The sequence below is a fragment of the Pantoea sp. RIT413 genome (genome assembly GCF_003057675.2).
GTDB classification, from domain to species: Bacteria; Pseudomonadota; Gammaproteobacteria; order Enterobacterales; family Enterobacteriaceae; genus Pantoea; species Pantoea eucrina.
Genome location: NZ_QBJB02000001.1, coordinates 663,528 through 675,923 on the forward strand (window position 1 = coordinate 663,528; position 12,396 = coordinate 675,923).

The following is a 12,396-nucleotide window of genomic DNA, read 5'->3' on the forward strand; positions in this document are numbered from 1 at the left end:
TACCTCTCCCTGTCGTGAATTCACATCATAACACAGCTGGCAGATATGGCGGGCTGCACCTTTTTTGCCCGACGGCTGCCTGATTGCTGTGCATTTGTTTTGACCAAATGGTCTGAAAATCGCGGTGCCGTCCCGGCTGGCCGATCGGCGGTTCATATCCTGATGATAAATATAAAAATTATTTATGTGGCACGCGACTTGCAATCAAGAGAGAGCGCCGCCCGCAGGATGCGTGCAGGAAGCAGCGCAGCGCGTGAAACCGTCCTATCAATGCAAAGAGGTGACATATGAAAATTGGTGTCTTTGTTCCGATTGGCAATAACGGCTGGCTGATCTCTACGCATGCGCCGCAGTACATGCCTACTTTTGAACTCAATAAAGCGATTGTGCAGCGCGCTGAGCACTATCACTTCGATTTTGCACTCTCAATGATCAAGCTGCGCGGCTTCGGCGGCAAAACGGAGTTCTGGGATCACAATATGGAGTCCTTTACGCTGATGGCCGGCCTGGCGGCGGTCACCTCGCGGATTGAGATCTACGCCACGGCTGCCACGCTGACGCTGCCACCCGCCATCGTGGCGCGTATGGCTGCGACCATCGACTCAATTTCTGGCGGACGCTTTGGCGTAAACCTCGTCACCGGCTGGCAGAAACCAGAGTATGAGCAGATGGGGATCTGGCCGGGCGATGACTATTTTGCCAGCCGTTATCAATACCTGACTGAGTATGTCACGGTGCTGCGCGATTTATGGGGAACCGGCCAGAGCGACTTCAAAGGTGATTTTTTCACGATGAACGACTGTCGCGTCAGTCCACGGCCGCAGAAGCCGATGAAGGTGATATGCGCCGGACAGAGTGATGCGGGCATGGCATTTTCAGCTCAGCATGCCGACTATAACTTTTGCTTTGGTAAGGGCGTTAATACGCCAGCCGCCTTTGCACCGACCGCAGCCCGCATGAAGCTTGCTGCTGAGCAGGCGGGCCGCGACGTCGGCTCCTACGTTCTGTTTATGATCATCGCCGCCGAGAGCGACGAAGCGGCCCGCGCAAAATGGGAGCACTACAAAGCTGGCGCCGACGAAGAGGCACTCGCGTGGCTCACGACTCAGAGCCAGCAGGATACCCGTTCAGGCAGCGATACTAACGTGCGTCAGATGGCTGACCCGACCTCCGCCGTTAACATCAATATGGGCACGTTAGTTGGCTCCTTTGCCAGCGTGGCACGCATGCTGGATGAAGTGGCTCAGGTTGATGGTACGCACGGCGTGCTGCTGACCTTTGATGATTTCCTGGAGGGTATTGAAGCGTTCGGCCAGCGCATACAGCCGCTGATGCAGTGCCGTCGCAACGTGATCGCTGCGGCGCAGGAGGTAGCATAATGAAAACCGTCACCTGCGCACACACCGGCACCACACCGCATATCACTCTGCCCGCCCGTCCGGAGGCGATCGCCCTGCCTCCGGCTCAGAGCGCGCTGATTGTCGTCGACATGCAGAATGCCTACGCCACTAAAGGCGGCTATCTCGACCTGGCGGGATTTGATGTCTCTGCCACCGAGCCGGTTATCGCCAGAATTCATCAGGCGGTCACCGCGGCACGCGCTGCCGGCGTACAGATTATCTGGTTCCAGAACGGCTGGGACAGCGATTACACTGAGGCGGGCGATGCGGGCTCCCCCAATTTTCACAAATCTAATGCGCTGAAAACCATGCGCCGCCAGCCTGAGCTGCAGGGCACCCTGCTGGCGAAAGGCACCTGGGATTATGCGCTGGTGGATGCGCTGACGCCCGAACCGGGCGATATCGTGCTGCCAAAACCGCGCTACAGCGGCTTTTTCAATACGCCGCTCGACAGCATGCTGCGCAGCCGCGGGATCCGTCATCTGATTTTTACCGGCATCGCCACCAACGTCTGCGTCGAGTCCACGCTGCGTGACGGCTTCTTTCTGGAATATTTCGGTGTGGTACTGGCTGACGCCACGCATCAGGCCGGACCTGATTTTGCGCAGCAGGCCGCGCTGTTCAATATCGAAACGTTTTTCGGCTGGGTCAGCGATACACAAACGTTCTGCGAAGCCCTGCAGGGTCAGTAACTTTTCGCTATCAGGAGATCAGACTATGCCCAAACGCGTCATTATCCCGGCTGGCAGCAGTACGCCGATCGCCCCGTTCGTACCCGGAACGCTGGCTGACGGCGTGGTGTACGTTTCCGGCACCCTGCCGTTCGATGCGGACAATAACGTGGTTCACGTCGGCGATGCGGCCGCGCAAACCCGCCACGTGCTGGAGACCATCAAAAACGTCATTGAAACCGCCGGCGGCTGCATGGCTGATGTCACGTTCAACTCTATTTTCATTACCGACTGGCAGCACTACGCCGCCGTGAATCAGGTCTATGCCGACTATTTTCCCGGCGATAAGCCCGCGCGCTTCTGTATTCAGTGCGGTCTGGTAAAACCTGACGCGCTGGTTGAGATTGCGTCTGTGGCGCACATCGGACAGGCGGAGGCGTAATGAAGCTGGATATCCACGGGTTGACCACTGCCGATGCGCCCACGCTGGTCCTCGCATCAGGCCTTGGTGGCGTTGCCGGATTCTGGCAGCCACAGCTGGCGGCGCTCAGCACCCGCTACCGCGTTGTCACATACGATCAGCGCGGCACCGGGCGCAGTGCAGCGCCGCTGCCTGAGGGTTACAGCCTGGCAATGATGGCAGCCGAGCTGGCGGAGGCGCTGGAACAGCATCAGATCGCGCGCTACAGCGTGGCTGGCCATGCGCTTGGGGGGCTGATTGGTTTGCAAATGGCGCTGGATCACCCCGATCGGGTTGAGCGCGTGGCGGTCATTAACGGCTGGCTGACGCTCAGCCCCCATACCGCGCGCTGTTTTAAGGTCAGAGAGGATCTGCTGCTGCAGGCGGGTACCGAAGCCTTTGTACGCGCTCAGCCGCTGTTTCTCTATCCTGCCGAATGGCTGGCGCAGCATCAGGCGCGCGCTGAGGCAGAAGAGAGGCATCACCAGCAGCACTTTCAGGGCGCACAGAATCTGTTGCGTCGTCTGCACGCGCTGAAAACGGCAGATTTTCGTGCCTGCGCCGCGCGCATCACCCAGCCGGTGCTGGCGATCTGCAGCCAGGACGATCTGCTGGTGCCGTGGAGCTGTTCAGCACAGCTGGCGGCAGCGCTGCCGCAGGGCCAGCTGCTGACCATGCCGTGGGGCGGCCACGCCATGAGCGTGACCGATAGCGATAATTTTAACACGCTGCTGCTGCGCTGGCTGGCTGAGACCGCTCAGCCCGCCTGTCTGGCAGCGGGCTGAGATCAGGAGTCTGAACATGAGCCTACATGCCCTTCCGGATTTACCCACAGTCGATCGCGACACCTTTCGCAACGCTATGGCGCAGCTGGGTGCAGCCGTTAATGTTATCACCACCGATGGCCCGGCAGGCGTGGCTGGCTTTACCGCCTCCGCCGTCTGCAGCGTGACCGACTCCCCGCCGACGCTGCTGGTCTGCCTGAACCGCTCCGCCTCAGCCTGGCCGGCGTTTCGCGATAACCGTGCACTCTGCGTCAATACCCTCTCGGCAGACCAGCACGCCCTTTCCACGCTGTTCGGGGGCAAAACCGCGATGGCGGATCGCTTTGCCGCCGCGCAGTGGCAGACGCTTGCCAGCGGTGCTCCGCTGCTGGAGGCCGCGCTGATCTCCTTTGACTGCGAGATAACACAGCGGGTCAGCGTTGGCACACACGATATTCTGTTCTGTACGGTGCTGGCCGTGGCCCAGGGCGAGGCGCGCCAGGGGCTCGCCTGGTTCGATCGCGGTTATCACACCTTCTCCCGGCAGGATGCCCGCTGATACCGCATAACGCGGCCTGTTCTACTCACTCTCAGGAGATGATCTATGGCGAGTACCTGGTTTCCACGCTGGCGCGTTAAGTCAGCAATGACCGACGACGGCTTGATTGCCCCGGACGAGACGCTGCCGCTCGGGCAGACGCTGGTGCTTGGGCTGCAGCATGCGGTCGCAATGTTTGGCGCAACGGTACTGATGCCGCTGCTGATGGGGCTGGATGCCAATCTCGCTGTGTTACTCTCCGGGATCGGTACGCTGCTGTTCTTTTTTATTACCGGCGGGCGCGTACCGAGCTATCTCGGTTCCAGCGCCGCTTTTGTGGGCGTAGTGATTGCGGTCACCGGTTTCACCGGCCAGGGCCTTAACACTCACCTCTCCGTGGCGCTGGGCGGCATTATCGCCTGCGGCGCGCTCTATACCCTGATTGGTCTGATTGTGATGAAAGTGGGTACCGGCTGGATTGAGCGCCTGATGCCGCCGGTCGTCACCGGCGCCGTCGTTATGGCGATTGGCCTGAACCTGGCGCCGATTGCGGTGCACAGTGTTTCTGCCACCCTGTTCGACAGCTGGATGGCGGTGCTGACGGTGCTCTGTATCGGACTGGTGGCGGTCATGACGCGCGGGCTGGTACAGCGCCTGTTGATCCTGGTAGGGCTGATCGTGGCCTGGGCGTTCTATGCGCTGCTGACCAATGGCTTCGGCCTCGGTAAACCGGTGGATTTCAGCGGCGTGGCGCACGCCGCCTGGTTTGGCGTGCCGCATACGACCGCCCCTGTGTTCGACCTGCAGGCGATAGTGATGATTGCGCCGGTCGCCATTATTCTGGTCGCTGAAAATCTGGGGCATATTAAAGCGGTAGCAGCTATGACCGGACGCAATCTCGATCCGTGGATGGGCCGGGCGTTTGTTGGCGACGGTCTGGCCACTATGCTCTCTGGCTCTGCCGGCGGCAGCGGCGTGACAACCTATGCCGAAAACATAGGCGTCATGGCGGTTACGCGCGTCTACTCTACGCTGGCGTTCGTCGCCGCGGCCCTGATCGCAATACTGCTGGGTTTTTCACCGAAATTTGGCGCACTCATCCATACCGTGCCAGCACCGGTCATAGGCGGCGCGTCTATCGTGGTATTTGGCCTGATTGCGGTGGCCGGTGCCCGTATCTGGCTGCAGAATCAGGTCGATCTCGGGCAGAACGGTAATCTGATCATGGTCGCTACCACGCTGGTTCTGGGCGCCGGCGATTTTGCGCTTAAGATCGGCAGCTTCACGCTCGGCGGTATCGGCACCGCGACCTTTGGCGCCATTATCCTGAACGCAATTCTGCAGCACCGTAGCCGCGCGCCGGCCGGTTCAGCTGCACAGCCACACGGTTAAGGCTTCTGCGGTGCCTCATCGGGCACCGCTTTCTTACGCCGCAGCCGCAGCTCACTGACAATCACGCCACAGACAATCAGCGCACCGCCCAGCAGCGCGGCCGCAGGCAGTCGCTCCCCCGCGAGACGCCCGACAATTCCCGCCCAGACCGGCTCTCCGGCATAAATTACCGTAGCGCGTACCGGTGACACACTGCGCTGGGCCCAGTTCATCGTCACCTGAATCAGGGCGCTGGCGGCGCCCAGGCCTGCAGCGCTCAGCACCAGCGGCAGAGAAAACGACGGCAGCGCTTCACCGTTCGGGATCATAAACAGAAAGGCGCAAGCGGAGGCGACCAGCAGCTGCACCAGCGTTACCCGCCGCACATCCACCTGTCCGGCATAGCGGCTAATCAGAATGATCTCGGCAGCAATCGCCAGCGTGCTCAGCAGGGTCGCGCTCTCCCCGGCGCTGAGGGCGATGCCGCTCTGCTGCGGCCCCGCCACCAGCACCAGGCCGCTGAACGCCAGCGCAATGCCCAGCCATGCCATAATGCCAGGCGGCCGGCGCAGCACCAGCCACTGCAGCAGCGGCACCACCGGAACATAGAGCGCCGTCAGAAAGGCAGACTGGCTGCTGGAGATAGTCTGCATCCCCCAGGTTTGCAGGCCATAACCGCCCGCAATAGCCAGGCCAATCATTGTGCCCGCTCTGATTTCAAGCCAGGTCAGCGCGCGCAGATAGCGCCAGAAAAAACAGGCCAGCAGCAGTGACGCCGTGGCAAATCGCAGTCCGACAAAAAAAAACGGACCGGAGTATGCCATGGCGCGGTGCACCACCAGAAACGTGCCGCCCCAGACCATGGTGATGAAAATCAGCACCAGTTCCTGACGGGTAATGCGCAGATAAGGACGTGCAGGTAACGCAGACATAGAACACCTGATAAGTAGCCAGGCGTCATTCTGGCGTAACCCGGCCCGCAGGCGCAACAGCCGGCCGGGGTTATCTGCTCAGCGTGCAGCAATGTGATTCGCGTTCAGAATTACGACTCATCTGAAAAAATGCCATTTTAATACTAAAAATCATAACGTTAAATTTTTAAGCGTGCTAAATCTCAGCGGGCAGCAGCGCCATTTCCCGGCAGCCCGCGCATGCTCTTCTATACTCTTTTTACTTATCTTACCGGGAGGTTAGAACCACAATGGCAAAAGTTCTGGTGCTCTATTACTCAATGTATGGACATGTGGAAACCATGGCGCAGGCGGTTGCAGAAGGCGTGCAGCGCGTCAGCGGAGCCGAAGTGACTATTTTGCGCGTGCCGGAGAGTATGGATGCGGCGCGTTTTGCTGAGGTTGGCGGCAAGGTCGATCAGCAGGCAGCTGAGGCAACGCCGGACGATCTGACGCAGTATGATGCCATTATCGTTGGCACGCCGACCCGCTTTGGCAACATGTCAGGCCAGATGCGCAACTTCTGGGATCGTACCGGCGGGCTGTGGGCCTCGGGCGCACTGCACGGAAAACTGGCCAGCGTGTTTACTTCTACCGGTACCGGCGGGGGCCAGGAACTGACGATAACGTCAGTATGGACTACGCTTGCCCATCACGGCATGGTCATTATTCCAATCGGCTACGGCACTAAAGAGATGTTTGATATCTCACAGGTGCGCGGCGGAACGCCTTATGGTGCGTCGACGCTGGCAGGCGGCGATGGTTCACGCCAGCCCACGCCTGAAGAGCTGCAAATTGCCCGCTATCAGGGTGAACATGTCGCCACTCTGGCGGTAAAACTCAAAGGATAAACTCAACAGGAGATCATTATGTCTACAGACCAGTCCAGAGCACATCGCGTCGGCGAATGGGCGAAAATTCGTCAGACGTCCCCGGAAATTGCAGAAGCGATCTTTGAAGTTGCCAATTACGATGAAAAACTGGCAGAGCAGATCTGGGAGCAGCAGGGCAATGATGATGTGCTGATGCGCGCGTTTGATAAAACCGATCAGGATGTTCTGACATGGGACAACGTCCCTGTCGAGCGCAAAAACGTGTGAGAACCGGCGGGCATGGCCCGCCTTTTTTATGGCAACACCAACAGGGGGACGCGATGACGGCTTACCAGAGCATCAATCCGGCAAATAATCAGCTGCTGAAAAACTGGGAGACACATGATGACGCCCGCGTGTACCAGGCGCTCGAAACCGCAGATGCGCTCTACCACTCAGCCTGGAGCAAAGGTGATATCCAGCCACGCCTCCAGGTGCTGAGCCGCCTGGCCGATCTCATGGAGCAGCGCAAAGAGGAGCTGGCCACCATAGCGAGTCGCGAAATGGGCAAGCTGATTGGTCAGAGCCGTGGTGAAGTCAGCATCTGCATCAGCATTGCGCGATATTACGCTGAGCATGCCGCTGCTTTTCTGCAGCCTCAGCCCTACGCCAGCGAAATCGGGGAAGCCTGGGTGGAATATCATCCGATTGGCGTTATCGTTGCGGTTGAACCATGGAACTTCCCTTATTATCAGCTGATGCGTGTTCTGGCACCTAATCTGGCGCTGGGTAATCCGGTGCTGGCAAAACATGCCAATATTGTGCCGCACTGCGCGGATATCTTTGAGCAACTGGTACGTGAAGCGGGTGCACCAGAAGGTGCCTGGAGTAACCTGTTTATCTCCAATGAGCAGGTGGCGGATCTTATCGCTGACGATCGCGTTCAGGGCGTGGCGCTGACCGGCTCCGAACGCGCCGGCAGTGCGGTTGCACAGCAGGCGGGCAAACACCTGAAAAAATCCACCCTTGAACTGGGTGGCAATGACGTCTTTATTGTTCTGGACGATGCTGACCTGGATGAAGCGGTACGCCAGGGCGTGCAGGCACGTCTGAGCAACTGCGGACAGGTCTGCACCGCTGCTAAACGGTTTATTGTGCACGCGCAGATCGCCGAGGCGTTCATGAGCAAATTCAGCGCCGCGCTGCAGTCCGCTGTGCCGGGCGATCCGCTGGATGAAAAAACCACGCTCGGACCGCTCTCGTCCCTTGATGCGCGTGACCGGCTGGCGCGACAGGTTGAAGAGGCGGTAGAGCATGGCGCAGAGCTGCGCTTTGGCGGGCGCATTATTGAAGGCGTCGGATGCTATTATCAGCCCACTCTGCTGACCGGGCTGACGCCCGATAATCCCGCTTATTATCAGGAGTTTTTTGGCCCGGTTGCGCAGCTCTATATTGCAGAGAGTGATGAGGCTGCCGTGGCGCTGGCGAACGATTCGCACTATGGCCTTGGCGGATCTATCTGGACGCGGGATATTGCGCGCGCGCGCCGGCTGGCGTCACAGATTGAGACCGGCATGGTGTTTATCAATTCACAGAGTGACACCGCAGCTGAGCTCCCCTTTGGCGGGATAAAACGCTCCGGTTACGGGCGTGAACTTTCCGATCTCGGTCTGAAAGAGTTTGCCAATCAGAAGCTGGTGGTTATTGCCGGCTGACGACCAAAAAAAACCCCGCCAGAGCGGGGTTTTTTATAGCCTGCTGCCGGTTAACCTGCGGTAGCAGGTTGCTGAGCTGGCTTTGCCTCAGCGGCGGGTTTACCGGATGCCGCCTCCGGCTGCGCGTTTTGCGCTGCAGCAGCATCAGCTTTCGCTTTATCTTCTGCTGCTTTGTCCGCTTTCGCTTTATCAGCCGCCGCTTTATCAGCGGCTGCTTTGTCCGCTTTCGCCTTATCAGCAGCGGTTTTCTCTGCGGCAGCGTCTGCTTTCGCCTTATCTGCGGCGGCGTCTGCTTTCGCTTTATCAGCAGCCGCCTGTTCAGCTTTATCTTTAGCTTTAGCGTTATCGTCAGCCGGTTTCTCTGCGGCAGCTTTCGCGTCCGGCGCACTATCTGCAGCCTGCTGCGGCTTCGCTTCCTGCACGGCCGCAGGCTGCATAGGCGTCCCCTGCAGTGCGCTGTTCAGTGCCGCAGAGAACTGCTCCCAGCTGCAATAGCCATTGGCATCAGTATCACAGCCGGCAAGCTGCAGCGTGACACGTTTTGGCGGGTTTTTGAGGCTCAGCACATCTGCGTTACGCAGCTGATCGGCGGTCTGATAGACATACTCTATTTTCAGCAAATCTTTGTTATTTTTGCCATCGTGCCAGCGTTCAAATACAACCTGTCCGCCGATAGGGGTTTTCTCATCGTTGCCCGGCAGAGTGTAAGGCTTCACCTGCAGCGCGCTGAGCAGCGAGGCGATATTTGAATCATGCCCTACCATCAGCGTTACTTTAGGTGCGCTGGCCTTATCTTCATCAACCAGCTGGCTGCGGATGTAATCCACCAGCGGTGCAGCAACTTCACGCGCAACCTCTGGCGAGCTGAAGAGCGCATCCTGATAACCGTTTTTGACTGACGCCAGCTCTTTCCACTGCTCAGGCGTTTTAATCTGCCCCCAGGCAACCTGCTCTGCCGGGAAACCTTCGTAATATTGCAGCGTGAACGCATCAACAAGGGAATTACCGATTTTCAGCGGACCGCTGACGCCTGGCTCTTTGCCATTATCTGCGCTGAAAGTGTTATCACCGCTGTCCAGCGTGCACTGCTTTTTACCATTGCAGGCAGGCGACGATTTATAATCAACAATCTTTTCCAGACGCTGCAGCGCAGGCTTCAGTGCCAGCTTCTCATTCTCTGCCGTCATCGCCGCCAGCGCTTTTTTGTTAAACGCTTCGCTGTCATCGGTAATCACCGGATTAAAGATGGGATCCATCGTTCCCATGGCATCCTGATGCGTTACTGCAACGTCACAGCCAGGAAAGGCACCCGCAGCAAAAAACTGTGCGGTCGCAACGGTGCGCTGAAGGCTATTTGCATAAATGAAAACATCGCTGGTATCCGGGCAATTGCCGCCAGCCAGCAGCCCCTGCTGCGTCAGCCACTGACGGGTATATTTACCCATATAGACTTCCAGCACGCCGCCTTTGGTGGTGAGTTCACCGCCCGGCACATCCCATTGCGGCCAGCTCTTTTTAGTGGATTGCTCCAGTGCGCTGCCGTTTGTCGCCAGCGGCGCACGCAGATTGTGACGGCTCAGCATCAGCACCTGCTGCAGCTGCATATCCCCTTCTGCTGCGGTCGCTGACAGGCTTACCGGAAGCGCCGCAACAACTGACAACGCGCAAAGACTCAGTTTTTTGATCATTGTGCCCATTCCATAATTCATCAGTGAAACACTCTGGCATTCAAACGATTAGCCCGCCAAAGAGCGAATTACCGCACAGTGTAACTCAGCTTGCTGACGAAAATCGCCCGCTGTTTATAAAAACTGTGAATGGACTATAGCAGCAAACGTCAGGGTTAGAGCAGCAGGAAGAGTCGGGGCGGGAAAAGCAAAAAGCCCGCATCGCTGCGGGCTTCTTTAAATTTGGCGGAGGAAGAGAGATTCGAACTCTCGGATGGTTTCCCATCGGCGGTTTTCAAGACCGCTGCCTTAAGCCACTCGGCCATCCCTCCGGATACAGATTGTACTTTATCTGCAGAGATAAAGTGGCGGAGGAGGAGAGATTCGAACTCTCGGATGGTTTCCCATCGGCGGTTTTCAAGACCGCTGCCTTAAGCCACTCGGCCACCCCTCCGCAATGAGGCGCACTATAAACATCCCCCAGGATGATGTAAAGCGATGAATGAATCGTTCGCCTGAAAAACAGCCAAATTTGTTTTTTTCGCCGTCAAAAACAGCATTCTGCTTACTGAAACAGCAATTTATCGCGTAAAGATGGGTAAAACGCCTTTGCTGTTCTGACCCCGCTGCGTATTCTCAGCGCATGTAAGGTGTCCTCTCTCTTTAAGGAGTAAATGATGGACAAAATTATCAGCTCATCACAGCAACAATCTCTGATCGGCACTCACAAAGTTCTGCGTAACACCTATTTTCTGCTCGGCCTGACGCTGGCGTTTTCTGCAGTGACCGCCACGCTGAGCACGGTCTATGCACTCCCCTCACCCGGCCTGATCCTGATGCTGGTAGGTTTTTATGGTTTGATGTTTCTGACATACCGTCTGGCAAATAGTCCGGCCGGAATAGCAGCAGCGTTCGCCTTCACCGGCTTCCTCGGCTACTGCCTGGGGCCTATCCTCAGTTCGTTTCTGAGCGCGGGCATGGGCGATGTTATCGCCATGGCGCTGGGCGGCACGGCGCTGGTCTTCTTCTGCTGTTCAGCCTATGTACTGACTACCCGGCGCGACATGTCATTCCTTGGCGGTATGATGATGGCAGGCTTTGTCGTTCTGCTGGTTGCAGTCGTAGCAAACCTGTTCCTGCAGCTGCCGGCCCTGCATCTGGCTATCAGCGCGCTTTTCATCCTCTTCTCTGCAGGGGCCATTCTGTGGGAGACCAGTAACATTATTCAGGGTGGCGAGACCAACTACATCCGCGCGACCGTTGGACTCTACGTCTCTCTCTATAACATCTTTGTCAGCCTGCTGAGCCTGCTGGGTTTCGCTAACCGCGACTAACGCTGCAGCGCACAAAAAGCAAACCCCGCTCTGGCGGGGTTTTTGCTTTTCCAGGCGGCGGGAATTTACAATAAGCGCAGATAACAGATGAGGAAAACGCGTGATTGTTAACGGCAGTGAGATTGTAACGGATGCAGAAGGCTATCTGACTAACCACGCAGACTGGTGTGAAGAGGTAGCGCTGGCGATCGCCCGGCAGGAAAACATTGAGATGAGCGAGGCTCACTGGGAGGTCGTCCACTTTGTACGCGACTTCTACCAGGAATTTAACACCTCGCCTGCAGTGCGCATGCTGGTAAAGGCGATGGCGAAAAAGTATGGCGAGGAAAAAGGCAACAGCCGCTATCTGTTCCGCCTCTTTCCGGACGGCCCGGCAAAGCAGGCGACAAAAATTGCCGGCCTGCCTAAACCCGCAAAGTGTCTCTGATCAGCCAGTGGTAAAGCTGGCCGGTCGTTCGGCCGGATCACAGGGCCTGGTCACGACGTTGTCCACCCGCGCACTGCGCGGCCCGCCTGCCTGAAGCCAGCTGATTAGCGTTTCGACCTGCCGTTCCGGACCGCAGGCCAGCACTTCGACGCTGCCATCGGACTGATTACGGGCGTAACCGGTCAGGCCCAGCGCTTTCGCCTGCTGCTGGGTGTGATAACGAAAGCCCACGCCCTGTACCATGCCATATACCCGGATTGTGCAGCTGCGTTCAGCCATAGTGCCTT

At 57.9% G+C, this 12,396-nt stretch carries 14 protein-coding genes and 2 tRNA genes; 11 read left to right on the forward strand and 5 right to left on the reverse strand.

Annotation, left to right across the window (positions count from 1 at the left end):
- Positions 1 to 287: 287 nt before the first annotated feature.
- From rutA to rutG, 6 genes are read left to right on the forward strand one after another with little or no spacing between them, the layout of a single operon-like run.
- Positions 288 to 1,379, forward strand: a complete 1,092-nt coding sequence (gene rutA, locus DBY66_RS03120; protein WP_094111354.1) for a pyrimidine utilization protein A — start codon at positions 288 to 290, stop codon at positions 1,377 to 1,379.
- Entirely contained in the window at positions 1,379 to 2,092 is a 714-nt protein-coding gene (gene rutB, locus DBY66_RS03125; RefSeq protein WP_039383697.1) for a pyrimidine utilization protein B, read from the forward strand. Before rutA ends, rutB begins: the two co-directional genes overlap by 1 nt.
- A 25-nt stretch (positions 2,093 to 2,117) precedes the next feature.
- Positions 2,118 to 2,513, forward strand: coding sequence for a pyrimidine utilization protein C (rutC, locus tag DBY66_RS03130; RefSeq protein WP_039383696.1), 396 nt, complete (start codon positions 2,118 to 2,120; stop codon positions 2,511 to 2,513).
- The gene (gene rutD, locus DBY66_RS03135; protein ID WP_104084753.1) at positions 2,513 to 3,316 is read left to right on the forward strand and encodes a pyrimidine utilization protein D; all 804 of its coding nucleotides are present in this window, start codon (positions 2,513 to 2,515) and stop codon (positions 3,314 to 3,316) included. Before rutC ends, rutD begins: the two co-directional genes overlap by 1 nt.
- A 16-nt stretch (positions 3,317 to 3,332) precedes the next feature.
- Entirely contained in the window at positions 3,333 to 3,854 is a 522-nt protein-coding gene (gene rutF / locus DBY66_RS03140) for an NADH-dependent FMN reductase RutF (protein WP_104084752.1), read from the forward strand.
- 45 nt (positions 3,855 to 3,899) lie between these two features.
- A complete protein-coding gene (gene rutG / locus DBY66_RS03145) occupies positions 3,900 to 5,225 on the forward strand; it encodes a pyrimidine utilization transport protein G (protein ID WP_104084751.1) in 1,326 nt (441 codons plus the stop codon).
- Here rutG and DBY66_RS03150 read toward each other — a convergent pair.
- Positions 5,222 to 6,136 (reverse strand): DMT family transporter, encoded by a 915-nt coding sequence (locus DBY66_RS03150; protein ID WP_104084750.1) that lies wholly within the window; start codon positions 6,134 to 6,136, stop codon positions 5,222 to 5,224. The two genes, rutG and DBY66_RS03150, sit on opposite strands and share 4 nt — an antisense overlap.
- A gap of 269 nt (positions 6,137 to 6,405) precedes the next feature.
- Between DBY66_RS03150 and wrbA the strand changes: the two genes are divergently transcribed.
- The 3 genes from wrbA to DBY66_RS03165 are packed head-to-tail and all read left to right on the forward strand — an operon-like array spanning position 6,406 to position 8,681.
- The gene (gene wrbA, locus DBY66_RS03155) at positions 6,406 to 7,005 is read left to right on the forward strand and encodes an NAD(P)H:quinone oxidoreductase (protein ID WP_065649652.1); all 600 of its coding nucleotides are present in this window, start codon (positions 6,406 to 6,408) and stop codon (positions 7,003 to 7,005) included.
- 18 nt (positions 7,006 to 7,023) lie between these two features.
- Positions 7,024 to 7,254 (forward strand): YccJ family protein, encoded by a 231-nt coding sequence (locus tag DBY66_RS03160; protein ID WP_039383674.1) that lies wholly within the window; start codon positions 7,024 to 7,026, stop codon positions 7,252 to 7,254.
- 53 nt (positions 7,255 to 7,307) lie between these two features.
- Positions 7,308 to 8,681: an NAD-dependent succinate-semialdehyde dehydrogenase gene (locus DBY66_RS03165; protein ID WP_071668715.1), complete on the forward strand. Its 1,374-nt coding sequence runs from the start codon at positions 7,308 to 7,310 to the stop codon at positions 8,679 to 8,681.
- Between the two features lie 50 nt (positions 8,682 to 8,731).
- On the opposite strand, the gene agp is transcribed toward DBY66_RS03165, so the two are convergent.
- The 3 genes from agp to DBY66_RS03180 form a co-directional block, all read right to left on the reverse strand.
- Positions 8,732 to 10,369: a bifunctional glucose-1-phosphatase/inositol phosphatase gene (gene agp, locus DBY66_RS03170; protein ID WP_082032653.1), complete on the reverse strand. Its 1,638-nt coding sequence runs from the start codon at positions 10,367 to 10,369 to the stop codon at positions 8,732 to 8,734.
- 223 nt (positions 10,370 to 10,592) lie between these two features.
- Positions 10,593 to 10,680, reverse strand: a tRNA-Ser gene (locus DBY66_RS03175).
- A gap of 34 nt (positions 10,681 to 10,714) precedes the next feature.
- A tRNA-Ser gene (locus DBY66_RS03180) sits at positions 10,715 to 10,802 on the reverse strand.
- Positions 10,803 to 11,025: 223 nt separating this feature from the next.
- On the opposite strand from DBY66_RS03180, the gene yccA reads away from it, so the two are divergent.
- Entirely contained in the window at positions 11,026 to 11,682 is a 657-nt protein-coding gene (gene yccA, locus DBY66_RS03185) for an FtsH protease modulator YccA (protein ID WP_108569222.1), read from the forward strand.
- A gap of 100 nt (positions 11,683 to 11,782) precedes the next feature.
- Positions 11,783 to 12,109, forward strand: a complete 327-nt coding sequence (locus DBY66_RS03190; protein ID WP_094111453.1) for a TusE/DsrC/DsvC family sulfur relay protein — start codon at positions 11,783 to 11,785, stop codon at positions 12,107 to 12,109.
- Here the strand turns inward: DBY66_RS03190 and yccX are convergent, their stop codons facing one another.
- Positions 12,110 to 12,388: an acylphosphatase gene (yccX, locus tag DBY66_RS03195; RefSeq protein ID WP_104084748.1), complete on the reverse strand. Its 279-nt coding sequence runs from the start codon at positions 12,386 to 12,388 to the stop codon at positions 12,110 to 12,112. It abuts the gene before it with no gap.
- Positions 12,389 to 12,396: the final 8 nt, after the last annotated feature.